Origin of the sequence: Corynebacterium sp. HMSC11E11 (assembly GCF_001807025.1) — a bacterium.
In the GTDB taxonomy this organism is placed as follows: domain Bacteria; phylum Actinomycetota; class Actinomycetes; order Mycobacteriales; family Mycobacteriaceae; genus Corynebacterium; species Corynebacterium freneyi.
Genome location: NZ_KV787173.1, coordinates 1 through 23,618 on the forward strand (window position 1 = coordinate 1; position 23,618 = coordinate 23,618).

At 67.9% G+C, this 23,618-nt stretch carries 18 protein-coding genes; 10 read left to right on the plus strand and 8 right to left on the minus strand.

Annotation, left to right across the window (positions count from 1 at the left end; genetic code table 11):
- Nucleotides 1-161: 161 nt before the first annotated feature.
- Nucleotides 162-743 carry a hypothetical protein gene (locus HMPREF3121_RS11395; RefSeq protein ID WP_083291710.1) on the plus strand — a complete coding sequence of 194 codons (582 nt, stop codon included), beginning with the start codon at nt 162-164 and terminating at the stop codon, nt 741-743.
- A gap of 4 nt (nt 744-747) precedes the next feature.
- Here the strand turns inward: HMPREF3121_RS11395 and HMPREF3121_RS11400 are convergent, their stop codons facing one another.
- The 3 genes from HMPREF3121_RS11400 to HMPREF3121_RS11415 all read right to left on the minus strand — a co-directional run bounded on the left by HMPREF3121_RS11400 (nt 748) and on the right by HMPREF3121_RS11415 (nt 3,587).
- Nucleotides 748-1,704 (minus strand): ADP-ribosylglycohydrolase family protein, encoded by a 957-nt coding sequence (locus HMPREF3121_RS11400; RefSeq protein WP_070523743.1) that lies wholly within the window; start codon nt 1,702-1,704, stop codon nt 748-750.
- A gap of 91 nt (nt 1,705-1,795) precedes the next feature.
- Nucleotides 1,796-2,692 (minus strand): putative toxin-antitoxin system toxin component, PIN family, encoded by an 897-nt coding sequence (locus HMPREF3121_RS11405; RefSeq protein ID WP_168161407.1) that lies wholly within the window; start codon nt 2,690-2,692, stop codon nt 1,796-1,798.
- 340 nt (nt 2,693-3,032) lie between these two features.
- Nucleotides 3,033-3,587 carry a hypothetical protein gene (locus HMPREF3121_RS11415; RefSeq protein WP_070523619.1) on the minus strand — a complete coding sequence of 185 codons (555 nt, stop codon included), beginning with the start codon at nt 3,585-3,587 and terminating at the stop codon, nt 3,033-3,035.
- Nucleotides 3,588-3,666: 79 nt separating this feature from the next.
- On the opposite strand from HMPREF3121_RS11415, the gene HMPREF3121_RS11420 reads away from it, so the two are divergent.
- The gene (locus tag HMPREF3121_RS11420; protein WP_083291713.1) at nt 3,667-4,347 is read left to right on the plus strand and encodes a TetR/AcrR family transcriptional regulator; all 681 of its coding nucleotides are present in this window, start codon (nt 3,667-3,669) and stop codon (nt 4,345-4,347) included.
- Between the two features lie 63 nt (nt 4,348-4,410).
- Here HMPREF3121_RS11420 and HMPREF3121_RS11425 read toward each other — a convergent pair whose 3' ends face one another.
- On the minus strand, nt 4,411-5,364 hold the full coding sequence (locus HMPREF3121_RS11425) for a hypothetical protein (protein WP_070523625.1): 954 nt from the start codon (nt 5,362-5,364) through the stop codon (nt 4,411-4,413).
- Between the two features lie 134 nt (nt 5,365-5,498).
- Entirely contained in the window at nt 5,499-6,434 is a 936-nt protein-coding gene (locus HMPREF3121_RS11430; protein ID WP_083291715.1) for a (2Fe-2S)-binding protein, read from the minus strand.
- A gap of 615 nt (nt 6,435-7,049) precedes the next feature.
- Between HMPREF3121_RS11430 and HMPREF3121_RS11435 the strand changes: the two genes are divergently transcribed.
- The 3 genes from HMPREF3121_RS11435 to HMPREF3121_RS11445 all read left to right on the plus strand — a co-directional run bounded on the left by HMPREF3121_RS11435 (nt 7,050) and on the right by HMPREF3121_RS11445 (nt 15,887).
- Nucleotides 7,050-8,048, plus strand: a complete 999-nt coding sequence (locus HMPREF3121_RS11435; protein WP_070523628.1) for a hypothetical protein — start codon at nt 7,050-7,052, stop codon at nt 8,046-8,048.
- Nucleotides 8,049-12,098, plus strand: coding sequence for an ABC transporter ATP-binding protein (locus HMPREF3121_RS11440; protein WP_070523631.1), 4,050 nt, complete (start codon nt 8,049-8,051; stop codon nt 12,096-12,098).
- A 66-nt stretch (nt 12,099-12,164) separates the two neighbouring features.
- Nucleotides 12,165-15,887: a multifunctional oxoglutarate decarboxylase/oxoglutarate dehydrogenase thiamine pyrophosphate-binding subunit/dihydrolipoyllysine-residue succinyltransferase subunit gene (locus tag HMPREF3121_RS11445; RefSeq protein ID WP_070523634.1), complete on the plus strand. Its 3,723-nt coding sequence runs from the start codon at nt 12,165-12,167 to the stop codon at nt 15,885-15,887.
- A 121-nt stretch (nt 15,888-16,008) separates the two neighbouring features.
- Here the strand turns inward: HMPREF3121_RS11445 and HMPREF3121_RS11450 are convergent, their stop codons facing one another.
- Nucleotides 16,009-16,776, minus strand: a complete 768-nt coding sequence (locus tag HMPREF3121_RS11450) for a type 2 periplasmic-binding domain-containing protein (protein WP_141743093.1) — start codon at nt 16,774-16,776, stop codon at nt 16,009-16,011.
- A 162-nt stretch (nt 16,777-16,938) separates the two neighbouring features.
- On the opposite strand from HMPREF3121_RS11450, the gene HMPREF3121_RS11455 reads away from it, so the two are divergent.
- The gene (locus HMPREF3121_RS11455) at nt 16,939-18,000 is read left to right on the plus strand and encodes a magnesium and cobalt transport protein CorA (RefSeq protein WP_246580179.1); all 1,062 of its coding nucleotides are present in this window, start codon (nt 16,939-16,941) and stop codon (nt 17,998-18,000) included.
- A 55-nt stretch (nt 18,001-18,055) separates the two neighbouring features.
- On the opposite strand, the gene HMPREF3121_RS11460 is transcribed toward HMPREF3121_RS11455, so the two are convergent.
- Nucleotides 18,056-18,541: a YflT domain-containing protein gene (locus tag HMPREF3121_RS11460; RefSeq protein WP_070523640.1), complete on the minus strand. Its 486-nt coding sequence runs from the start codon at nt 18,539-18,541 to the stop codon at nt 18,056-18,058.
- A 167-nt stretch (nt 18,542-18,708) separates the two neighbouring features.
- On the opposite strand from HMPREF3121_RS11460, the gene HMPREF3121_RS11465 reads away from it, so the two are divergent.
- The 4 genes from HMPREF3121_RS11465 (at nt 18,709) to HMPREF3121_RS11480 (ending at nt 23,019) form a co-directional block, all read left to right on the plus strand.
- Nucleotides 18,709-20,064 carry a magnesium transporter MgtE N-terminal domain-containing protein gene (locus HMPREF3121_RS11465; protein WP_083291727.1) on the plus strand — a complete coding sequence of 452 codons (1,356 nt, stop codon included), beginning with the start codon at nt 18,709-18,711 and terminating at the stop codon, nt 20,062-20,064.
- Between the two features lie 3 nt (nt 20,065-20,067).
- Nucleotides 20,068-20,652: a DUF1003 domain-containing protein gene (locus HMPREF3121_RS11470; RefSeq protein WP_070523644.1), complete on the plus strand. Its 585-nt coding sequence runs from the start codon at nt 20,068-20,070 to the stop codon at nt 20,650-20,652.
- A gap of 11 nt (nt 20,653-20,663) precedes the next feature.
- On the plus strand, nt 20,664-21,797 hold the full coding sequence (locus HMPREF3121_RS11475) for an Mrp/NBP35 family ATP-binding protein (RefSeq protein WP_070523646.1): 1,134 nt from the start codon (nt 20,664-20,666) through the stop codon (nt 21,795-21,797).
- 85 nt (nt 21,798-21,882) lie between these two features.
- Nucleotides 21,883-23,019, plus strand: a complete 1,137-nt coding sequence (locus HMPREF3121_RS11480) for a nitronate monooxygenase (RefSeq protein ID WP_070523648.1) — start codon at nt 21,883-21,885, stop codon at nt 23,017-23,019.
- 17 nt (nt 23,020-23,036) lie between these two features.
- On the opposite strand, the gene tatB is transcribed toward HMPREF3121_RS11480, so the two are convergent.
- A complete protein-coding gene (gene tatB / locus HMPREF3121_RS13045) occupies nt 23,037-23,546 on the minus strand; it encodes a Sec-independent protein translocase protein TatB (protein WP_083291719.1) in 510 nt (169 codons plus the stop codon).
- Between the last annotated feature and the right edge of the window lie 72 nt (nt 23,547-23,618).

Below are 23,618 nucleotides of genomic sequence, written 5' to 3' on the forward strand. Positions count from 1 at the left end.
CACCCGGATCAACGCACTCTAAATCGTGAAGAGCCCGTTCACCTTTGCTCCGAAAGGCTACCAGCCCGTTCGGACGAAAAACCTTCATTTTTCACCACTGTCGCACTCCCGTTCGAACGCTCTTCGAACGTCCGTCCGAGCCGTCGTCTAACGTGCGGGCCATGACGACCTCCCCGAACACTCCCGCCGCCAACCAGCCCACCACCTGCCCCGACGCCGTTCGCCCGGACGTGCACCAACTCCCCCGGCACGCCTCCGCACTCGCCGACCGCTACCGCACCACCTGCGCCGACGATCTGGCGCTGGTTTCCACGTTCCACCGCCACCCCGTCGCCGCCCGCAACCTGCGCCCCGGCGCACTCGACCACACCATCACCCTGCCCGGCACCGACGCCGTCACCGCCACCGTCCGCACCCACCGCCTCCGCGTCCCCGCCGGCCTGGTCCGCGACTTGTCGCTGCGCTACCCCGAGTACTTCCTGCTCGGCGGCAACCCCGTCTACCTCTTCACGGTGTCCATCCGCGTGGGGCTTCACGACGACCACCCCACCGCCTCCACCCGACACGCACATGCACGCGCCATCGCCGAAGCCCTCCACGACGCCCGGGACGCCGCCAACATCCACGCCAACGGCACCGACCCCGCCACCGGCGCCCTGCGCTTCAGCTGGATCGGTGACCGTGAAGGCCGGGTGTTCACCAGCCCACCCGAACTGTTCAGTTCACGACATCGAGCAGCGTAGACGCCTACTCCCCGTAGTCCGTGCCCGCCAGCTCGTCGGCCTGCTCCAGCAGACCCGTCGCCCAGAACTCACGGCCCAACGGATTCGCCACACCGGGGCGCCCCTCCGCCGGCTCGCACTCCAGTACGCCGGTCACCCAGCGCTCCGGCCAAGCCCCCGCCCCATGCACCGCGCCAAGCAACGCCCCGGCAATCGCCGCATTGGTGTCCGTGTCGCCGCCCATGCCGACGGCGTCGACGAGAGCCTCGACGGGATCGTCGTAAAGCACGAGCTGCCGCACCGCGATCGACAACGCCAACAACACCCAGCCCATGTGCCCCTCATACGCGGAGACGACACCCGTGCGGCCCGCCGCAATCGCCTGCGCCACCGCCCGCTCCAAGGCGGCGGCCTCCATCGCATCGACGACCTCCCCGGCCGCGCCACCACGAATGCCGGTGACCAGACCAGTGACGAACACCGCGTTGGCATCGACGCAGACGGGATTCGGGTGGGTCAGGGCGGCATCCGCGCGGGCGAAATCGGCGGCGGCGTCGATGCCAACGTCCTCGCGAGCACCGAATACGCCCAGCGGAGAGACGCGCATGAGGGCGCCATTGGCCTGGGAGTCCCCGTTGAGCCCCTCACCCGACAACGCCTGCGCACACGTGCCGCCGATATCGAACGGGCCCGTCGAATACCAATGAACGTAACCGCGCATCACGTCATCGGCATCGAACGTGCCGCAGCGCTGCAAACTACGAATGAGCATCATCGCCATCTGCGAATCGTCCGTCGGCTGGCCGGCGATCAGATTCCACGTGCCACCGTCGGCGAGATCGCGCACCCCGTCCGGGTAACGCCCGGCGATCTCCTCGGGCGTCTCAAACTCCACGAGACTGCCCAGCGAATCGCCGATGAACTGGCCAAGCAAGCACCCGCAGGCGCGGTCGCACAGCAGCGCGGAATCAACGGAAGTCATGATGGCCAGGATAGGGAAAGCGGGCGACGGGCACAGGAGGCCCAAGTACTCATCAACTAAGTAGAGGTTTCACACGGCCTCTGTCTCGTGATCACTCCCGACGGTCGAGCTGAATCTGCGACGGGTCGACGGGGTAGTCGCCGATCGAATGCGGCCTCCAACCGCCGAAGCCAAGTGGATCACTTCCGTCGCCATCCAGGATTGATCCGTAGCGCACCAAAGTCAGCCATACAACGTCCGCCAGCTCTATCGTCGGAGTTATCGACCTGTAGGTGTCACCCAAGTCCGGCACGAGCTTCATCGCACAAACGTCGACCCCCATGACCCATGGTTTCGTGGCGATCGCGCGACCGCTCGCCATCGCCATCACCTCATCGAGGTCCTTAAGCCATGCAGCCTCGGTACCGGGCGCGACAAGCTTGGTCACGATTTCCCGACGGTATTTGCCCTCGCGAATCCCGGTCAGCGCCTCCGAGAACATGGAGACAACCTTGAACAGGTCGCCGTTCCCTTCAGCGGCCATCATTGCCACCGCCTCTTCCTCGCTGCCCTTGATCAAGTGAGAACCCCACGGGTGTTGTTTCTCCAGAAGCCCAAGCGCCTCTTTTGGACTCAAAACTGTGCATCCGGGGAATTGAACAGCCCGGACCCCCTTGTCGCCGCTAATCAACACATCCGCATGCCCGTCCTCGTAGACCGAGAACAGGTAGTTGTCATCGGGGTCGACGCAAACCCTCGGATGCTCCCCCTCCGGCCGATCTTCGACCCTTTCACCTGCAACTCGGATCACATCGAGAAGAACGTACCCCTCGTCCACAGGAAACCACCGGCGGAACTTCTCTCGTACGAATACGCTCTCCAGCTCGTCAAGAAGCCCCTGGGAGTAGAGCAAAACGAAGCGGCCATCCAGGCAAGCTTCGATGATTGGCGCGGCTAACCCATTTGTCGAAATGAGGTCCGAGATGAAGACGTTGGCGTCCAGCAGCAATCGCCGACGACGATCCGTCCTCTCCCCTTGCCCGCTTCCCCCCATCGTCATCAGTATCCCTCTGCCAGAAGATCCTCGGGCTGCTTGCGTTCCTCTCTCATACGCTGAACTTCTTCAGCGACCTCGCACTCAGCCTCCTCCGGGGGCAACGTCGCACCCCGCCGGCGGATTCTCGACTTGAGCTGGCTATATGCAGAGACCGCAGATTGGTCCGGTTCCATCTCGGTGCCCTCCCCCTCCATTGCGATCCATCGTTCGAGCCGACGACGCGCTTCCTGATCACCAGTAGCCATGGCGTTCAGCACCTCCTTTGGTTACTCGGAGCGTAACCCCGACGCCCTCAGTTGCCAATGGGGCCCGTAGCCGGTGCCCCACGCCGCCCGCCCGGCGTCAGTATCACCCACAGAGGACCGGTGGCGAACCAAATCGCCAACACCAAGCCAAGTCGCGGATGCCACTCGCGCAGGGCCTGCGTTTCGACGCCACCACCGACGGCGAAAACGCACACCTCCAACACCACCGCCGCGATTCCCGCCGCCACGACGGCCAAGCCGAAGTCCACCCACTCCTTGCGCAGCTTCGACCCGACGTCCGGTTCGGCGACATCCTCGCCCCGCACCTTCCGCCGATACATCCGATCAGCCCACGCCACCGAGCGCTTGCCGAACACCACCGAAAAACCCAAATACAACGCCGCCACCCCGTGCACCAAGCTCGGCTGACCACCCGTACGCAGATCAATGACCGTAAACGCCAACAACGCGACATCCACCACCGGCGTCAGCGCCAACAACACCAACCCCAACCGCGACATACCCAGCGGATACCTCGCCAACAGGCCCGCCGCGATGAGCACCCAGAATCCAATCTCACACGCAATGATCGCGTACACCATGGCCGATCACTTCCCTTCCACACCTCTAACACGGTCGTGCTAATCACGGAGACTAGCACGACTGGGCTAGAATTGCGTCATGGCAGATTCCGGCAGTAGCTCAACGGGCACTTCGCGCTCCCCTCGCAGCCCCCGACCACGCCTCACCGCCGACGAACGAAAGGCCCAAGCACTCGACGCCGCCCGCCGCTTGATCCTGCGCGGCGGCATCGAAGCCGCCAGCGTCCGCAACGTCGCCGCCGAAGCCGGCATGGCCACCGGCTCACTCCGGCACATCTTCCCCTCCCACGAATCACTGTTCATCGAGCTCATGGCCGACAACGCCACCCAAGCCGCCGCACAGATCCAAGCCGTCTACGCCCGCGAACTCGCCGCCGGAACCCCCATGCGCGACATGTTCCTGGCCGTCCTCCGCGAGGTCATCCCCCTGACCGACACCACCCGCACGCAACTGGTGGTTCAGCTCGCGCTCTTCACCGCCCACCCCGACAGCGCCCCCATCCGCGAGTCGATCAAAGATGCCGGCGCGAAACTCGACCAACTGTGCACCGACATCGTCGGACAGCTTCGCCCCGACCTGGCCCCGACGGACAATGCTTCGGCCAACCTCGCCACTGACCTGCGAGTCGCCCTCGACGGGATCGCCCTGCGCTGCCTGGAAAACCCCGCATTCGCCACCGACGCCACCAGCCGAGGCGCCGAAGCGACGCTCACCCGCGCCCTCGACCGGATCACCGAAGCCCGAATCACCGAAGCGTAGACGCGAAAGCGGGGCACCGGCCCAATGCCAGTGCCCCGCTCCCGCGATTCGCGCTACACGCGACTACTTCTCGTCATCCGCGTCGTCCGAGTCATCATCATCGTCGGAGTCGCCATCATCGTCGGAGTCGTCATCGTCGTCGGAGTCATCCTCTTCGCCATCATCCTCCGACTCCTCGCCATCGAGGTCATCGTCGTCAAGCTCATCATCGTCGAAGTCGTCCTCGTCATCGAAGTCGTCTTCGTCATTGTCGTCGTAATCATCGTCATCGCCCCAGTCATCCTCATCCCGGTACGACTCATACAACGACTCCGCGAAACCATCCTCCACCGGCGCGAGCTGATCCTCCCACTCCTCGGCACGATCCGCGGCCAGCGACAGCACATCCAACAACTTGTCGAAATCGCGGAACGACCCCAACGTCAAAACCTCATTGCGCAAGCTCGCGGCATCCGCATACAGGTCGGCGAACATCTTCCGACGATCCTCATCCGTGAGAATCGTCTCCGTATCCGAATCCCAAAACTCCGCAATCGCCTGATCGACGATGTCATCCAGATTTTCGTCCTGCGCAATGAACCGCACATGCGCCACCGGATCATTGTCATTCGCCGACACCAACACCTGCAGCACCGACGACTCCCCCACCTCCGCCGACACCAACGTCGCCTCCTCCGGATCCTGCTCGAACTCCAGATCCGACACGCGATCGTCGTCACCATCAAGCAGCGTGCGCAGCAACGCCACCACCCGATCCGTCGCCACATGATGCGCCACCGCATCGACCGCATCCTCCACCGAGAACACGACCGACACCAACACGGCCTCGAAATCGTCATCATCCGAATCGACGTCCGCCGCCGCGACATACACCTCCGCCGCCGGCAAATCCTCGTCGATCGTGACGAACTGGACCTCCAAATCCAAGGTGATGGGCACGAACAAGGTGTCACCGTTAACCCGGCTCTCGATGTCCTCGCGATCCAGCGCCGCGGCAATATCCTCGAAGAAGCTCATGACTGGGACCCTTCCCTCAATCGACGTCAGCCCAACGCCCGAATACCGGCCGCGGCACGACCGCCATCGTAGCGACAACCCGCCGCCCCCGCCGCCACCAAAACCACCCCGTCACACGCCCGGTGCGGCCCCGCTCACGCACCCGCCCACAACGCACGCCGCTCCTCCGCCGACCGACGCGGACACGACACGCACAAGTCAGCGTCCGGACAGTGGAAAATCATGCAACACGACGACCGCTCCACATGCGTGACGACGTCAAAGTCCGCAACCGCCCCATCCGCCGCAGCCGCCAAATCCGTGGCCACCACGCCATCCGCCCCCGCGCCGGCGACGACGTCGACGAAACGCGGCGCCGGCACCCGCGCCACCTCGCCCAAGCCCTCCACCAGCCACGATCCGATCAGCGCACCCGCCCACGGCTCCATCACCTCATTGCCCGCGGCGACCGCGGCGCCCGCCAGGCCATCGGCGACGATCGCCCACGAAGGCGCCGGCCGCACCCCCAACTCCTCCTCCATCGCCGCGACGACCGGCGCCACCAGCTCCCCCAGCGCCCGCCCGTAGGCCCGCACCGCGTCGGCCATGGCCGGGTCGCCGGGCTCGACGCCGTCGTCGGCGCCCACATCCACGAAGGAGTCGGAGGCGAAGCCCAGCCAGTAGTCGTCGCGCTCGAAGACCGTCAACCCCGCCCACTCGGCCGACGGCGCCCGGCCCTGCACCACAATCGACGCCGCCGCCGGGCCCAACCACGAATTGCACGTCGAATACCACCACAGCTGCGTTTGGAACCTCTGGTCGCCCGCGCCGTCGGAATCCTTCGCCGCGGCATCGGGCATCGGGAACAACGCCCGGCCGGCGTCGATTCGGGCGCGCAGGAAATCGCCGTCGTCGGAAAGCAACGTCCGCGCGTCTTCGCCCGCCCACCAGCGCGCGCCGTCGTGAGCATTGACCTCGGCGGTGAGCCGCGGGATTTCGGCGAGAGTCCGCGCATACTCCCGCGCCGGCTCGGGCACCGGACCCGTGTTGGCCGGAACAGTTCCGTCGATTCCGTCGGTTCCGTCGGTCATGACAGTCCACCTCTCGCCGTGCGCATGCCTCCAGCCTAGGGACAGTCGGCGCAGGCCACCCCAGCCACCGCACGCAACCCGGCCACCGCCACCACTGCAGCCACCGCACCCACCCCAGCCACTCCCGCCCCAGAATCCCGCGAGGTCGCACAAAACGGGACAACCGACACCCGCAAAACCCCAGGTCGAAGCCAACGACAATGTCCCGTTTTGTGCGATCGCGGACTTGTTACCCCGCCAGGATGCGATTGGGCGCCGTCGAGTGCGCCGCAGACCGCGAGGAAGTGAAGTGGGCCGAGAATCCGGGGCCAGACGAGACGGCCGAACAGGGAAACCGGAGCAGTCCGAGAGTCCCGGGGGCACACGGGATGGATCACCACACGCAGTGGATGAACACACGGGATGGATGGCCACACGGGATGGATCGCCACACGCAGTGGATCGACACACGGGATGGATGGCCACGCGGGATGAACAACGACACAGTTGGGTAACGGCGCTCACCAATGGGTCCCGCGAATCGCCGATGCGGATAGAATCAGGTCGATAACCCCCGGCGACCGTCGGCAGTCGGCAGACCATCTCCGGCAGCCAACAGTCGATTCTCGGCGGTTGATGGCCGACGACCAGGAAGGACGCCACATGTTCGGATTCTTCGGCAAGAACGGCGACGCCACGAAGACCAAGCCCCGCACCACAGACGACGCCAACGGCGACGGCCCCGTCGGCCTCGACAGCGCCCCGCGCGACGGCGGTTTCGTCACCGACGCCGTCGGCTCGGACCCGAAGAAGCTGCAGGACGAGACGGGCATCGCCGGCCGCCTCCTGATCCGTTCGCTGGACACCGCGATGGGCTGGCAGACCTCGGCGATCACGGGCTACGTCCGGCAGCTCCACGCGCGCAAGCCGGACGAGACTCCGGCGCAGATCCAGAAGCGCATCGACGATCACTTCCTGGCGCTGGTCACCGGCTCCGGTGGCGCGGCGGGCGGCGCGGCGGTGATCCCGGGCGTCGGTTTCGTCACGGGTCTCGGCGCGGTGGCGTTGGAGTCGGTGGTCTTCCTCGAGATCGCCGCCTGGTACACGCTGGCGTCGGCGTCGCTGCGGGGCATCAGCATCGGCGAGGAGGAGCGGCGCCGCAGTCTGGTGCTGGTGACGTTGATGGGCGCGTCGGGCACGGCGCTGGTCGCGGCGGCGATGGGCGATCAGCCGCTGCGGAAGCAGGCCCCGGCGAAGGACCCGGCGGCGTCGCTGATCGCGCGTTTGGGCGTCCCGCAGCTGGGCGGGCTGAACAAGATGATGATCAAGCAGGCGCAGAAGCGCCTCGCGAAGTCGGCGCGGATGGCGATGATCGGCAAGTTGATGCCGATGGGCATCGGCGCGTTCGTGGGCGCGGGGGCGAATCGCAAGATCGCCAAGAAGTTGATGGAGCGGGCGCGTCTGGCGCTTGGTCCGATTCCGGCGTCGTGGCCGGAGGAGTTCGTGCTTTCCGACGACGACCTCGCAAAGGCCCAGTTCTCCCTGCCGAAGCTTCCGTTGTCGTTCGGGTGGATCGGCGGCAAGGACGATGACACGGGCAAGGACGGCTCCTCCGACAAGAGCCCCGAGGCTTAGATGCCGGGTCCCGCCGCCGCACCCGGGACCCACCCGGCGCGCGTGATCTGGCGTTCGTGTCTTCGGCATCCGGGGCCGTTGGCGGCGGTGGTCGTCGCGACGGTGGTGCTCGTCGCTTTGGAGACGGTGATCCCGCTGTTGACGCGCGATGCGATCGACGTCGCGACGGGTCAGGGCGATGGTGGCACCTCCACCGCGCTGCTGCCCGGCCTGGCACCGCTGGCTGCGGTGATCGCGGTGTTCGTGGGCGTGGGCGTGGCTCGGTTCCTCACGCAGGTGGTGCGCCGGTTTACCGCGGGGCTGCTGTCGCTTGACGTCCAGCATGATTTGCGGGTGCGGCTGCTGCGTTCGTTGCAGGCGCTGGACGGCCCGGCGCAGGACCGGGTGCGCACGGGTCAGGTCGTTTCGCGGGCGATCTCGGATTTGCAGGGCATTCAGGGGATGCTCGCGATGTTGCCGTTGACGTTGGGGGCGGTGGTCAAGATCGTGTTGACCATCGGCGTGATGCTCATGCTTTCCCTGCCGTTGACGGTGGTGGGCCTGGCGGTGATTCCGCTGGTGGTGGCGGTCGCGGTGAAGTCCCGCTCGGCGCTGTATGCGGCGACGTGGACGGCGCAGCAGAAGGCGGCGGACGTCGCGACGCACGTGGAGGAGACCGTCTCGGGCGTGCGGGTGGTCAAGGCGTTCGCGCAGTCGTCGCGTGAGGTGGCGCGGCTGGATGCGTTGTCGCGGTCGTTGTATGCGTTGCGGATGCGGTCGGCGAAGCTCAACGCGCGGTTTCAGCCGGCGTTGCAGGCTTTGCCGCAGGTGTCGTTGGTGGTCAACATCGCGGTGGGCGGTTGGTTGGCGTTGCGGGGTTCGATCACCGTGGGCACGTTCGTGGCGTTCGCCACGTATTTGACGACGTTGACGGCCTTGTCCCGCATGGTGTCGACGATGATCATTTCGTTGCAGCTCACGGCGGCGAGCATCGATCGCGTCGGCGAGGTCATCGAGTCGGTGCCGGATCATCCCGACCCCGACGACCCGGTTGCCGTGCCGGCGGGGCCGGTGGGGCTGCGGTTGCGGGGAGTGACGCATTCTCGGGGCGGGCGCACTTTGCTTGACGACGTCGACGTGGACGTCCCCGCCGGTTCGACCCTGGCGCTGGTGGGGCCGCCGGGGGCGGGAAAGACGATCCTGACGGAGTTGCTGGGGCGTTTTTACGTCGCCGATTCCGGGTCGATCGAGATCGTGGGCGGGTCGTCGTCAAGCAAGGAGGACGCCGGGGCCGCGGACATCGCCCTGGCCACCGCCGACGACGTGCGCGGCGCGATCACGGTCGTGCCCGATGAGCCGTTCCTGCGTTCGGGGACGCTGCGCGACAACATCGCGCTGGCCAAACCCGACGCCACCGACGCGGAAATCGAGGCCGTCGCCGAGGATGCGCAGGTGACGTTCGTCGACCAGCTGCCCGACGGGTGGGACACCGCCATCGGCGAGCGCGGCCATAACCTGTCCGGCGGCCAACGCCAGCGCGTCGCCCTCGCCCGTGCTCTGCTCGCCCGGCCGCGGATCCTGGTGCTCGACGACGCGACCTCCGCCATCGACGCCGCCACCGAAGCCCTCATCTTCGACGCGCTGCGCACCCGTTACGGGGACATCACCACGGTCGTCGTCGCCCACCGTTCCTCCACCCTGGAGTTGGCCGACCGCATCCTCGTCCTCGACGGCGGGCGCGTCACCGGCTACGGCACGCGCGACGAACTTCTCGCCGGCCACCCCGGATTCGCCGACCTGATGGACCTGTCCGACGACGACCGCGCCCGCGCCCGCGCCGCGCTCGACGCCGAACGCGACGGCGACGCCGATCCCCTGGTCATCGACGCACCCGACGCCGCGGAACCCGACCGGGCGGTGCTGTGGCCGACGGCGAAGACCGAGGCCGGTGCAGGCGTCGGGTCCGACCGCGTGATCTCGGCAACGGGCGCGGGAGCCGGAATGAGCGGTGGCGGCGCAGGCGGTGCGATGGGCGCAGGCGGCGGGGGCGGCCGGGGCGGCGGCCATCGCGGGATGGGCGGCGGCATGGGGGCCGCGATGATGAACGCCCCGGTCACCCAGGACCTCCTCGACCGCATCGCCGCCCTGCCCCCGGCCGACGAAGAACCCCGCATCGCCGCCTCCGCCCTCGACGACTCGCGGCCGTTCAGCCTGCCGAACCTGCTGTCCAACGCACGGATGCTCATTCTCGCCGTCGTCGCACTGCTGCTGGTGACCACCGCCGCGGACCTCGCGTTCCCCATGCTCGTGCGCTGGGCCATCGACGACGGCGTGTCCGCCGGCGACGAAACCACCCTCTGGCTCGCCGCCGCAGCCGGCCTGGGCGTCGTGGCCGTGAGCTTCATCGCCATCGCCGCCACGACCGTGCTGACCTCCCGCACCGGCGAACGACTGCTCTACGCCCTGCGCGTCCGCTCCTTCCGCCACCTGCATTCGCTGGGACTGGACTACTTCGAACGTCAACGGTCGGGACGCATCATGACGCGGATGACCACCGACATCGACGCCCTGTCGTCCTTCCTGCAAACCGGCGTCGCCCAGGGCATCATCGCCCTGTCCACCCTCCTGGGCGTCGCCGGCATGCTGCTGGCCACCAACGTCACGCTGGCCGGGGTGGCGCTGCTGGCGCTGCCGATCGTCGCGGTGGCCACGGCGGTCTTCCGGTCGATTTCGTCGAAGCTCTACGCCGCCGCCCGCGAACAGGTCTCCACCGTCAACGCCGACTTCCAGGAGACCATCGGCGGCCTGCGCGCCATCCAGATGCACCACCGCGTCGCCGACGTCGAACGATCCTTCGCCCGCCAGTCCGACCGCTACCGCCGCCTGCGCATCCGTGCCCAAGCCGCCGTGAGCGTCTTCTTCCCCGGCATCAACCTCATCGCCGAACTGACCACCGCCGCCGTGCTCTTCGTCGGCGCCACCCAGGTCGCCGAGGGCGCCACCACCGCCGGCGTGCTCATCGCGTTCACCCTGTACCTGGGCATGATGTTCGGCCCCATCCAGCAGCTGTCCCAGGTTTTCGACGGCTACCAGCAAGCGCGCGTCGGCCTGACCCGCATCTCCGACCTGTTGGGCACCGAACCGACCGTCGCCGACGATGGCGCCCGCGACGGAGCCCGGGCGGCCGCCGCCGGCGACGTCGCACTCGACGACGTCACCTTCCGCTACGCCCCCGCAGACTCCGACGCCTCCGACGGCGACGCGACCACCGGCCGAAAGACCGATGCAGGATCCGGTGCGACCATCGACTCCACCGAGGAAGCCGACACCACCGCCCCCACCTCCCTCCCGCCGACCGTGCTCGACGGACTCGACCTCCACATCCCCGCCGGGCAAACGATCGCCGTGGTCGGATCCACCGGTGCGGGGAAGTCGACCGTCGTCAAGCTCCTGGCCCGCTTCCACGACCCCGTGTCCGGCGCCGTGCGCGCCTCGGGCACCGACATCCGCGAATTCCCCCTCGAACAATGGCGCGCCACCCTCGGCTACGTGCCCCAGGAACCCCACCTGTTCCACGGCACCATCGCATCGAACATCGCCTACGGCCGCCCCGACGCCGACGAGGACGCCATCACCGACGCCGCCCGCCGCGTCGGCGCACTGACCGCCATCGCCGCCATCCCCGGCGGCTTCACCCACCCCGTCAACGAACGCGGACGCGGTCTGTCGTCCGGCCAACGCCAACTCATCGCCCTGGCCCGCGCCGAAATGGTCGACCCCGCGCTGCTGCTTCTCGACGAAGCCACCGCCACCCTCGACCCCGCCACCGAAGCGACGTTCCTCGCCGCCGCCGACCGCGCCACATGCCGCCGCACCTCGGTCATCGTCGCCCACCGACTCGCCACCGCAGCCCGCGCCGACAGAATTTTGGTGATCGAAAATGGTCGCATCATCGAAGACGGGGCTCACGCCGCTCTACTGGCGGCGGGCGGCCCCTACGCTCGGCTGTGGGACACGTACCATAAAGGGGCGGCGGACGTGGAGGAACGGGACAACAACCGTTATCCTTGATTGACTCCAAAAACTCCGCAGTCAACGCGCAGATGCAATCAACATGAAATGAGGCGAGTACCTGCCGTGAGCAGCGACATGAGCTTCGGCCAGAACGAGTGGCTGGTCGACGAGATGTTCCAGCAGTTCAAGAAGGATCCCGATTCCGTCGACCCGGAATGGCGCGATTACTTCACCAAGAACGCCTCCGGTTCGGACCTGTCGGCCGCCAGCCGCGTCGGCTCCGCGACCCCGCGCAACAACCCGCAGGATCCGGCGCCGATGGCCAAGCCCGCAGCCGCCACCGAGGCCGAGGCCAGGGAAACCGGCCGCCGCCCGTCGAAGGGACCGGAGCCGACCGGCACCCCGCAGAAGGCCTCCCCGATCCGGGCGAAGAAGTCCCCCATGGACATCGCCGCGGCCGCCGAGGCCCCCGAGGCCGGCAAGACCGCCCTGCGCGGCATCGGCAAGGCCATCGCCAAGAACATGGACATCTCGCTGGAGGTCCCGACGGCCACGTCGGTCCGCGACATGCCCGCCCGCCTCATGTTCGAAAACCGCACCCTGGTCAACGACCAGCTCAAGCGCACCCGCGGCGGCAAGATCTCCTTCACCCACATCATCGGCTACGCGATGATCAAGGCCGTCATGGCCCACCCGGACATGAACAACTCCTACGACGTCGTCGACGGCAAGCCGACGCTCGTCGTCCCGGAGCACATCAACCTGGGCCTGGCCATCGACATGCAGAACAAGGACGGCTCCCGCGCCCTCGTCGTCGCGGCCATCCGCGAATGCGAGACGCTGTCGTTCAAGGAGTTCGTCGACGCCTACGAGGACATCGTCGTCCGCGCCCGCAACGGCAAGCTGACCGGCAAGGACTTCTCCGGCGTCACCATTTCGCTGACCAACCCGGGCGGCATCGGCACCCGCCACTCCGTGCCCCGCCTGACCAAGGGCCAGGGCGCCATCATCGGCGTCGGCTCCATGGATTACCCCGCCGAGTTCGCCGGCGCCTCCGCCGACCGTCTCGCCGAGCTGGGCGTCGGCAAGCTGGTGACCATCACCTCGACCTACGACCACCGCATCATCCAGGGTGCGGAGTCCGGCGAGTTCCTGCGCACCATGTCGCAGCTGCTCGTCGACGACAAGTTCTGGGATCAGATCTTCGAGGACATGGGAGTGCCCTACACCCCGGTCCGCTGGGCGCAGGACATCCCCAACGTCGGCGTCGACAAGAACACCCGCGTCATGCGCCTCATCGAGGCCTACCGTCAGCGCGGTCACCTGCTCGCGGACATCGACCCGCTGCACTTCGACCACCCGAACATCATCACCCCCGACCACCGCGACCTCGACATCGCCACCCACGGCCTGTCGCTGTGGGACTACGACCGCACGTTCAACGTCGGCGGCTTCGGCGGCAAGGAGCGCATGACCCTGCGCGAGGTGCTCATCCGCCTGCGCAACGCCTACTGCCTCAAGGTCGGTTCCGAGTACACCCACATCCTCGACGCCGACGAGCGCGAGTGGCTGCAGGACCGCATCGAGGGCGGCCAGCCCCGCCCGACGCACGCCGAGCAGAAGTACATCCTGCAGAAGCTCAACGCCGCCGAGGCGTTCGAGAACTTCCTGCAGACCAAGTACATCGGCCAGAAGCGATTCTCCCTCGAGGGCGCCGAGTCGCTGATCCCGCTGATGGACGCCGCCATCGACACCGCGGCCGGACAGGGCCTCGACGAGGTCGTCATCGGCATGCCGCACCGTGGCCGCCTCAACGTGCTGGCCAACATCGTCGGCAAGCCCCTGTCGCAGATCTTCACCGAGTTCGAGGGCAACATGGACCCGGCCCAGGCCGGCGGCTCCGGTGACGTGAAGTACCACCTGGGCACCGAGGGCCGCCACATCCAGATGTTCGGCGACGGCGAGATCGACATCACCCTGACCGCCAACCCGTCCCACCTCGAGGCCGTCAACCCGGTCGTCGTGGGCCTGGCGCGCGCCAAGCAGGACATCATCGACCGCGGCGAAGAGGGCTACTCGGTCATGCCGATGCTGCTCCACGGCGACGCGGCCTTCGCGGGCCTGGGCATCGTCCAGGAGTCCCTGAACCTCATGGCCCTGCGCGGCTACAAGGTCGGCGGCACCGTCCACATCGTGGTGAACAACCAGATCGGTTTCACCACCTCCCCCGACTCCTCGCGTTCGTCGTACTACGCCACCGACCTGGCCAAGGCCTACGGCTGCCCGGTCTTCCACGTCAACGGCGACGACCCGGAGGCCGTCGTGTGGGTCGGCCAGCTGGCCGTCGAGTACCGCAACCGCTACGGCAAGGACGTCGTCATCGACCTCGTCTGCTACCGCAAGCGCGGCCACAACGAGGCCGATGACCCGTCGATGACCCAGCCGGCGATGTACGACGTCATCGACGCCAAGGAGGGCGTGCGCGCCGCCTACACCGAGGACCTCATCGGCCGCGGCGACCTGTCCGAGGAAGAGGCCGAGGCCGCCCGCCGCGACTTCCACGACCAGATGGAGGCCGTGTTCAACGAGGTCCGCGCCGCCGAGCGCGGTGGCCCGGGCGAGCAGACCGGCATCACCGGCTCCCAGCCGCTGCCGCACGGCCTGGACACCAGCATCGACAAGGTCGAGCTGCAGGCCATCGGCAACGCGCACGTCAACCTCCCCGAGGGCTTCACCGCGCACTCGCGCGTCGCCCCGGTGGCCAAGAAGCGCGCCGAGGCCGCGAAGGAAGGCGGCATCGACTGGGGCTTCGCGGAGCTGCTGGCGTTCGGTTCGCTCGCCGGCGCCGGCCGCACCGTCCGCCTGGCGGGCGAGGATGTCCGCCGCGGCACCTTCACCCAGCGCCACGCGGTCCTCATCGACCCGAACACCGGCGCCGAGTACAACCCGGTCAACGCCTACGCCGAGTCGCAGGGCAACGGCGGCCGTTTCATGGTGTACAACTCGGCGCTGACCGAGTTCGCGGCCATGGGTTACGAGTACGGCTACACGCTGGGCAACCCGGACGCGGTCGTCGCGTGGGAGGCGCAGTTCGGCGACTTCGCCAACGGCGCGCAGACCATCATCGACCAGTACATCTCCTCCGGCGAGGCGAAGTGGGGCCAGACCTCCAAGCTGATCCTGCTGCTGCCCCACGGTTACGAAGGCCAGGGCCCGGACCACTCCTCCGCCCGCATCGAGCGTTTCCTGCAGCTGGCGGCCGAGGGTTCGTACACCGTCGCTCAGCCGTCTGACCCGGCGAACTACTTCCACCTCCTCCGTCGTCACGCGCTGTCGGACCTGCACCGTCCGCTGATCGTCTTCACCCCGAAGTCGATGCTGCGCAACAAGGCCGCGGTGTCGCCGGTGGAGGCGTTCACCGAGCAGAAGAAGTTCAAGTCGGTCATCGACGACCAGTACTTCGAGTCCGGACAGGGCGACAAGGACAAGGTCAAGACGATCCTGCTGGTGTCGGGCAAGCTGTACTGGGAGCTGGAGAAGAAGCGCCAGAAGGACAAGCGCGACGACGTCGCCATCGTCCGCCTGGAGATGCTGCACCCGATCCCGTTCAACCGTCTGCGGGACGCGTTCGACAACTACCCGAACGCCACCGAGGTTCGCTTCGTCCAGGACGAGCCGGCGAACCAGGGTCCGTGGCCGTTCCTGGCGCTGGGTCTGCCGGAGGTCCTGCCGGACATGCCGAAGCTGACCCGCGTGTCGCGTCGCGCCCAGTCGTCGACGGCGACGGGTGTGGCGAAGGTTCACGCCATGGAACAGAAGGCTCTGCTCGAGGAGGCCTTCAAGTAGGCCGCCCGCGCATCAGGGTTTGACGAGGCCCCCGCTTCCGACCATCGGGTCGGGGCGGGGGCCTTCCGCATGTCCGGTTGGGCTGTGCGCGATTTGCTTGACGACGCCTATCCCCCGGCGTCTACCCGGTGGTGAATCGGGAGGTGTCGAGCCATTCGGCGGCGACCTCCGACGGGTTTTCCCCCGCGGTGGCGCGGGTGGTCAGGTCGTCGAGTTCTTCGGTCGACAGCGACCCGGCGACGCGGTTGAGGACGTTGACGCGGTCGGCCCTCGTCAACGCCGGCTTGAGGTAGAAGGGCACGATGTGCTGCGGCAGCACGGCGCCGGGGTCCTCGTCCGCGCGTGCTTCGAGTGCGGCCGCCTCGTCCTCGTCGAGTCCGTCCTCGCGGCCGCAGCCCTGCGCGTTGGACGGGTCGGTGGCCATGATTTCTCCGGGCAGCGCCGCCGACATGGCGCCGTAGACGCGGTCGCGCCATTCGGCGGACAGGGCCTTGCCGGGGTCGTCGTCGGCGAGGTATTCCTCGGCGAGTTCGCGGGCGGTCGCCGGGTCGATGAGCCCCAGCAGTTCGCCGGTGCAGCCGAACGACAGCGTCACGGTCCCCGACTGCACGGCCAGCATCCGTTCGTCGGCGGGCACCTCGACGACCGGCGCGGCTTCCCGACCACGCCGTTCCAGCGCGCCGGCGTACACCTCGGCCATGACGGCCTGCTGGGCGATGCGCGCGTCGGCGCCGACGACGACCGGCTCGGACTGTTCGGCGGGCACGGGCACGGCGGGGTCCTGGGACGCGCAGCCGGCCAGCACCAGGGTCGTCGCCAGCGTCGCCGACAGCATCACCGGCAGCCTTGCCGTCGACGTCCCCGTCGACTCCGCACCCCGCATGCGCATTGCCCCCCGTGCTTGACCCGTTCGGCGATACCTCCGGTCGCGTCGTAAGCTCATTCCGATGCGCCGGACCTCCGTCATCTTCGCGGCACCGCTCACGGCCTTCACCACTTCGCTTCCGTCAATCGGCAATACGCCGCCAGATTACCCACGTAGGAGGTCCCAGTGCCCTCGTCCCCCCGGCCGACTCCGCGGACGAATCGTCGCAAAGCATTCGAGCCGGCGCAGGACGCGATGCGCGACTGCGGCGTCTACGTCAACGGACACCGCCTGCCGGGGCAATTCGACCACCGCAGCGCACTCGAAGAGGTCCGCAACCGCGGCGAAGGTTTCGTGTGGCTGTCGCTGTCACGGCCGAACGCGGTGCAGATGGACGCCATCGCCGAGGAGTACGGCCTCCACGAGCTCACCGTCGAGGACGCCCTGACGCAGCGGCAGCGCCCGAAGGTCGAGATTCACGACGACCACATGGTTTTCGTCATCCGTTCCGTCCACTACAACCCGGACGGCACGGAGGAAGACGAAAACGAGAAGATCAATACCGGCCAGCTGCTCATGGTGCTGGGGCGCAACTACATCATCACCATCCGCATGGGCATGGCCCGCGAGGCGCTGAGCATCCTCGGCGAACGCGTGGCCGAGGACCCCGAGCTGATCCAGCCGGGGCCGGCGGGCGTGCTGTGGGCGATCACCGACTACCTCGTCGACGACTACCTGCGCACCGTCCAGCAGCTGGAGGAACTCGTCGAAGACATGGAAGACGACGTCTTCGAGCCGGGATACATCACGGAGATCGAGGACATCTACATCCTCAAGCGCGAGATCCTGGAGATGCGCCACGCCATCGACCCGCTGACGACGGCGCTGCGCTCCATCATGGCGATGCGCGGCCAGCTGATGCCGAAGTCCGTCCGCCGCTACCTGTCGGACGTCCTGGACCACCAACTCGTCGCCGCCGACATGGCGCAGGGTTTCGACGAGCGTCTGTCCGCCCTGATCGACGCCGCGGCCGTGAAGATCCAGCTGCAGCAGAACACCGACATGCGCACCATTTCCGCCTACGCCGCCATCCTCGCCGTGCCGACCGCACTGGCCGGAATCTACGGCATGAACTTCGACCGCATGCCCGAGCTGCATTGGGAGTACGGGTACTACATCGTCCTGCTCATCATGGCCGGGATCGTCGCGTTCCTGGTATGGCTGCTGCGCCGCAACAAGTGGCTGTAGCTGCTTGCTTTGCGACGCCCGCGTCCCCGCCCATTGACGGGGAGCCTGGCAGCGATCAGCGCAGTCGACGCTGGGCGAGCAGGTCGCGGGCCTTCTCGGCGTTGCGGGGGTTGCACAGGACGTCGTACCGGCCTGCGACGATCTCGGTGGTCGACGCGAAGTCCCGCTTGCCGTTCTGCATGCCGTAGGGCACTGCGGCCAGGATGATGCCGAACACCGCGCCGACGACGACGCCGGTGATCAGCGGGGCGATCCAGTCTTCCTGGAACAGGCCGAGCAGCAGGCCGAAGAACAGGCCCATCCACACGCCGTACAACGCTCCTCCGCCGAGTACCTTGCCCCACGTCAGACGGCCGACCACCCGCTCGACCTGCATGAGGTCGACGCCGACGATGGTCAGATCCGACACCGGAAACTCATCCCGGTCGGACAGTTCGTCGACGGCGGCCTGCGCCTCGGCGTACGTGGTGAAGGTTCCGATCGGCCATCCCTCGGGCGGCGTGGCGGTGGGTTTTCCGTAGGGGCGGCGGCCCTGGGCCATGACGGTGATGCTCCTTTTGATCCTCGGCTGCGGGCGGTGTCGGCCGGCGACCGGCGGCCAACGGAAGTGAATCGGCGGATGCCCGCTCGTTCCACCCCCTTCAACGGCCCGGCCTCGGAATTTGTTCCAATCACGGCGGCCCCGACGCGGCGGTTATTGTTGTGTCCATGACTTCAATCGATCGCGTGTACGCCGGACGTTTGTCGGGGATGATCGTGCGCAACCCCGACGGCGACGCCATCGGACGGGCCCGCGACGTGGTCGTGCGGCTGCGCCCCTCCGGCGCCCCTTCGCGGGCGTTGGGGCTGGTGCTGCAGCTGACCGACAAGCGCAGGGTGTTCGTGCCCATGGGGCGCATCACCGCCATCGAGCCGAATGAGATCCTGCTCAACTCCGGCCTGGTGTCCATGCGGCAATTCCGGGCGCGGCCGGGCGAATCGACGGTGCTCGGCGACCTCGTCGGCGCGAAGGTGCAGATCGACGACCCCGACCTGGAGCACCTGCACGGCGTGCCGCAGGAACTCACCGACGTCGAGATGGAACGCTCCCGCACCCGCGACTGGATCCTCACCCGCGTCGCCGTGCTCGGCCCGAAACGGGGGTTGCGCGGCCGCCGGGATGTCGCCGTCGCCCCGTGGAACCACGTCCACGGCCTCGGCGCCGGCGCGGAACCCAGCGACCACGACACCGAGCTCATCGCCGAGTTCCACGAGATGCGCCCCGCCGACGTCGCCTCCGCCATGGCCGACATGTCCAATGAACGGCGCCGCCGCATCGCAGAGGCGCTTGACGACGAACTGCTCGCCGACATCATCCAGGAACTTCCCGACGACGACCAGACCGAAGTCCTGGAAGACCTCACCATCGAACGCGCCGCGGACATCCTGGAGGAGATGGATCCCGACGACGCCGCCGACCTGCTCGGCGAACTCGACGAAAACCGAGCCGACGTGCTGCTGGAACTCATGGCCCCCGAGGAGTCGCAGGCGCTGCGGCGACTCATGGTCTTCGAACCCGACACCGTCGGTGGTCTGATGACGTCGGACCCTCTGATCCTCCAGCCCACCACCACCGTCGCCGAGGCGTTGGCCAGGGCGCGTGACCCGGAGCTGCCGACGTCGCTGGCGTCGATGGTCTTCGTCGTGCGTCCCCCGACGGCGACGCCCACCGGCCGCTACCTCGGCTGCGTGCACCTGCAGAAACTGCTGCGCGAACCACCGTCGACGCAGATCGGCGGCATCCTCGACCCCGACCTGCCGCCCCTGTACGCCGAAGACGACGACGAAATCGCCGCACGGTACTTCGCCACCTACAACCTGGTGTGCGGGCCGGTCATCGACGACGAAGGCCACCTCCTCGGAGCGCTGAGCGTCGACGACCTGCTCGACCACATGCTCCCCGACGACTGGCGCGAAGACGGCATCCGCCCCGCCGGCCGCATCCGCACGGCCGCTGCCGCCAACACGGAGGCGTCGCAAAGCAACGCAACCCGGACCACCGGCACGACGAAGAAGGAGGCGTAACCCATGGCGAAGGACGCCCACCGCACCGAACGGCCCGCCAAGGAGCGCCTCGGGCTGGACACGCCCGTCGTCGCCCGCCGGAAGAAATACCTCGACTTCGACGGCGACCGCGTCGGCGAAGTCGCCGAAAGCGTCGCCCGATTCCTCGGCACCGGCAAATACCTGGCGTTTCAGACGATCATCGTCGTCGCCTGGATCGCCCTCAACATCGGCGGCATGTGGTGGAACTGGGACCCCTACCCGTTCATCCTGCTCAACCTGGCGTTTTCCACCCAGGCCGCCTACGCCGCGCCGCTGATCCTGCTCGCGCAGAACCGGCAGGAGGACCGCGACCGCGCCTCCGTCAACGAAGACCGCCGCCGCGCCGCCGAAACCAAGGCCGACACCGAATTCCTCGCCCGCGAAATCGCCGGCGTCCGCGCCATCGTCGGCGAAGCAGTCACCCGCGACTACCTGCGCCGCGAACTCGACGACCTCACCGGCGTCCTCGAACGCATCGAAGCCCGCCTCTACGAAGAAGACCGCCACCCCGGCGCGCACCACGACGACCGCCACCCCGGCTCCCCCGCAGACCACGACGACCGATAGAATCCCAACCGATGTCCACGATTACTGAAGCCCAGGTCCGCACCGCCCTCTCCACGGTCGAGGATCCCGAGGTCCGTCGCCCGATCACCGAAATCGGCATGGTCAAGTCCATCGCCATTTCGGAGTCGAACGACGTCGCCGTCGAGGTGTACCTCACCATCGCCGCGTGCCCGATGAAGAACACCATCGTCGAGCGCACCGAAGATGCCGTCAAGGGCATCGAGGGCGTCGGCGCCGTCACCGTCACCACCGACGTGATGAACGACGAGCAGCGCCGCGAATTCCGCAACGCCGTCCGCGGCTCGGCCTCCGAGCCGGTGATCCCCTTCGCCCAGCCGGAATCCCGCACCCGCGTCTACGCGGTGGCGTCCGGCAAGGGCGGCGTGGGCAAGTCGTCGGTGACGGTGAACCTCGCCGCCGCGCTGGCCGCCAAGGGCCTGGCCGTCGGCGTGCTCGACGCCGACGTCTACGGCCACTCCGTGCCCCACATGATGGGTTCGCAGGACAAGCCGCACCAGGTCGACGACATGATCATGCCGCCGCAGGCCCATGGCGTGTCGCTGATTTCCATCGGCCACTTCGTCGACGACAACGCGCCGGTGGTGTGGCGCGGCCCGATGCTGCACCGCGCGATCCAGCAGTTCCTGGCCGACGTGTTCTGGGGCGACCTCGACGTGCTGCTGTTCGACCTGCCCCCGGGAACCGGCGACATCGCCATTTCCGTGGCGCAGCTGGTGCCCAACGCCGAGCTGCTGATCGTCACCACGCCGCAGATGGCGGCGGCCGAGGTCGCCGAGCGCGCCGGCACCATCTCCCTGCAGACTCGCCAGCGCATCGCCGGCGTCATCGAGAACATGAGCTGGATGGAGATGCCCGACGGCTCCAAGATGGAGGTCTTCGGTTCCGGCGGTGGCGAGACCGTCGCCAAGCGCCTGACGCAGATCACCGGCGGCACGGTGCCGCTGCTGGGCCAGGTGCCGCTGGACACCCGCCTGCGCGAAGGCGGCGACGAGGGCACCCCCATCGTCCTGTCGGAACCGGAGTCCGGCGCGGGCAAGGCCCTCAACGACATCGCGGCGAAGCTGTTCACCCGGCGCGAGTCCCTGGCCGGAAAGTCGCTCGGCCTGGGTGTCACGCCCAAGTAGGAATCCGCGGCGGCCAGCACCGGCCGCCACCGGCTCCCACCGTCCGCATCGGTCAACCCGACTTCAATTGCGTATTCTGGACTCCATGTTCAGTCCCCGCGATCTCCCGCTCCCCCTCGTCGGCGCCCCGATGGCCGGCGGTCCCTCCACGCCGGAACTGGTCTCCGCCGTCGCGCGGGCCGGGGGCCTCGGCATGATCGCGGCGGGCTATCTCACCGCGGCACGGCTCGCCGAGGTCATCGACGCCGCTGCCGCGCTGTGCGACGCCCCGACTTCCCGTCGCCGCGCCGACCGTCCCTCCGGGAGCAGCCGGTCGGCGCGCGGGCGCATCGGCCTGAACCTCTTCGTGCCGGACGCGGACGATTCCGAAGGTTGGCGCGAGTACCGCGATCTTCTGGCCGAGGATTTCCCGGGGGTGGATCTGCCCGCCGCACCAAGGTGGTCCGACGACGATTGGGATGCCAAGCTCGCGCTGCTCACCGGAAGTTCCGCAGCCGGGCCGTGCGACGCAGTTTCGACCGTCACCTTCACGTTCGGGTTACCCGAGCGGGCGGTCGTGCACGCCCTCAACGAGGCCGGGAAATCGGTCGGCGTCACCGTCACCGGCCCGGTTGACGCGCAGGCGGCGCTCGACGTCGGGGTGGACTATCTCATCGTCCAGGGGCCCGGTGCCGGCGGACACCAGTCGACCTTCACCGTCGCCGAGATTCCCGCGTCCGTCGATTCCGTTGAAGCGCAATCGGCGACGGCGGAACTCGTGCGGTCGGTGCGCGCGCTGACGGAAGAACACGCGAAGAGGATCGCCGACGACACCCCGACCGTGCCGATCATCGCGGCCGGCGGCGTCGGCGGGCGCTCGGACGTACGGGCTTTGTTGGCGGCCGGCGCGGACGCGGTGCAGGTGGGCACGCTGCTGCTCACCGCCGACGAGGCGGGTACGCGGCAGCCGCACCGCGAAGCCCTGCTGGCCCGGGACCGCGACACCGTGCTGACCCGGTGCTTCTCCGGCCGTTTGGCCCGTGCCTTGGTCAACGATTTCACGCTTCGGTACACCGATGCGGCGCCGGCGGCGTACCCGCACGTGCACTATCTGACGTCGCCGATCCGCGCGGCAGCCGCCGATGTCGGCGATCCCGAGGGACTCAATCTGTGGGCCGGCGTGGGCCACCGGTCGTGCCGTGCGGCGTCGGCGGCGGAGATCCTCGAAGAGCTGGCGCCGTAGCGGCGGGCCAGAGTCGGCTACAGAACGTCGTCGTCGGCCCAGTTGTGGCCGCCGGCCTGGGCGCCGCCGTTCGGGTTCGCAGCGGGGTTCACGCCGCCGGCATTCGGGTTCGCTCCACCGCCGTCGTTGGTGTTGACCGTGTTGCCCGGCAGCGCATTGCCTCCGGCCGCACCCGGGTTGGGGTTCGCGGCATCGCCGGCGGTTCCGGCGGCCCCTCCACCTGCGGCGGGCTTGCCGGACAGCAGGTCGAGGTACGTGTCGTCGCCGTCGAAAAGCGTGCGCGTCAGCGCGGTCTTGGGGTTGAGCTTGCGCAGCTCGTTGAGCTCGCCCAACGGCTTGCGCAGTTCGTCGAAGTCCTCGCCGAATTCGCCGGTGATGCTCTGCCGGGCATCGTCGATCGCGGTGCGGGCCGCGAGGATCATCGCACGGACATCCGTGATGATGCTCGGCAGCCGCTCCGGACCGATCAGCACCAGACCGACGATGAGAATAAGGAGGATTTCTCCCCAACCGACATTAGAGAACACGAGTTAGTACCTTAGCCGCCATGGCAGTCGATTGCAGATGCTGGGCGGGCCGATTACGCAGCGCCCGCCGCC

Bases quoted from the DNA above. Each gene is read 5' to 3' on its own strand.
- HMPREF3121_RS11395 (WP_083291710.1), top strand. From the start codon at position 162: ATGACGACCTCCCCGAACACTCCCGCCGCCAACCAGCCCACCACCTGC.
- HMPREF3121_RS11400 (WP_070523743.1), bottom strand. From the start codon at position 1,704: ATGACTTCCGTTGATTCCGCGCTGCTGTGCGACCGCGCCTGCGGGTGC.
- HMPREF3121_RS11415 (WP_070523619.1), bottom strand. From the start codon at position 3,587: ATGGTGTACGCGATCATTGCGTGTGAGATTGGATTCTGGGTGCTCATC.
- HMPREF3121_RS11420 (WP_083291713.1), top strand. From the start codon at position 3,667: ATGGCAGATTCCGGCAGTAGCTCAACGGGCACTTCGCGCTCCCCTCGC.
- HMPREF3121_RS11425 (WP_070523625.1), bottom strand. From the start codon at position 5,364: ATGAGCTTCTTCGAGGATATTGCCGCGGCGCTGGATCGCGAGGACATC.
- HMPREF3121_RS11430 (WP_083291715.1), bottom strand. From the start codon at position 6,434: ATGACCGACGGAACCGACGGAATCGACGGAACTGTTCCGGCCAACACG.
- HMPREF3121_RS11435 (WP_070523628.1), top strand. From the start codon at position 7,050: ATGGCCGACGACCAGGAAGGACGCCACATGTTCGGATTCTTCGGCAAG.
- HMPREF3121_RS11440 (WP_070523631.1), top strand. From the start codon at position 8,049: ATGCCGGGTCCCGCCGCCGCACCCGGGACCCACCCGGCGCGCGTGATC.
- HMPREF3121_RS11450 (WP_141743093.1), bottom strand. From the start codon at position 16,776: ATGCGCATGCGGGGTGCGGAGTCGACGGGGACGTCGACGGCAAGGCTG.
- HMPREF3121_RS11460 (WP_070523640.1), bottom strand. From the start codon at position 18,541: ATGGCCCAGGGCCGCCGCCCCTACGGAAAACCCACCGCCACGCCGCCC.
- HMPREF3121_RS11465 (WP_083291727.1), top strand. From the start codon at position 18,709: ATGACTTCAATCGATCGCGTGTACGCCGGACGTTTGTCGGGGATGATC.
- HMPREF3121_RS11470 (WP_070523644.1), top strand. From the start codon at position 20,068: ATGGCGAAGGACGCCCACCGCACCGAACGGCCCGCCAAGGAGCGCCTC.
- HMPREF3121_RS11475 (WP_070523646.1), top strand. From the start codon at position 20,664: ATGTCCACGATTACTGAAGCCCAGGTCCGCACCGCCCTCTCCACGGTC.
- HMPREF3121_RS11480 (WP_070523648.1), top strand. From the start codon at position 21,883: ATGTTCAGTCCCCGCGATCTCCCGCTCCCCCTCGTCGGCGCCCCGATG.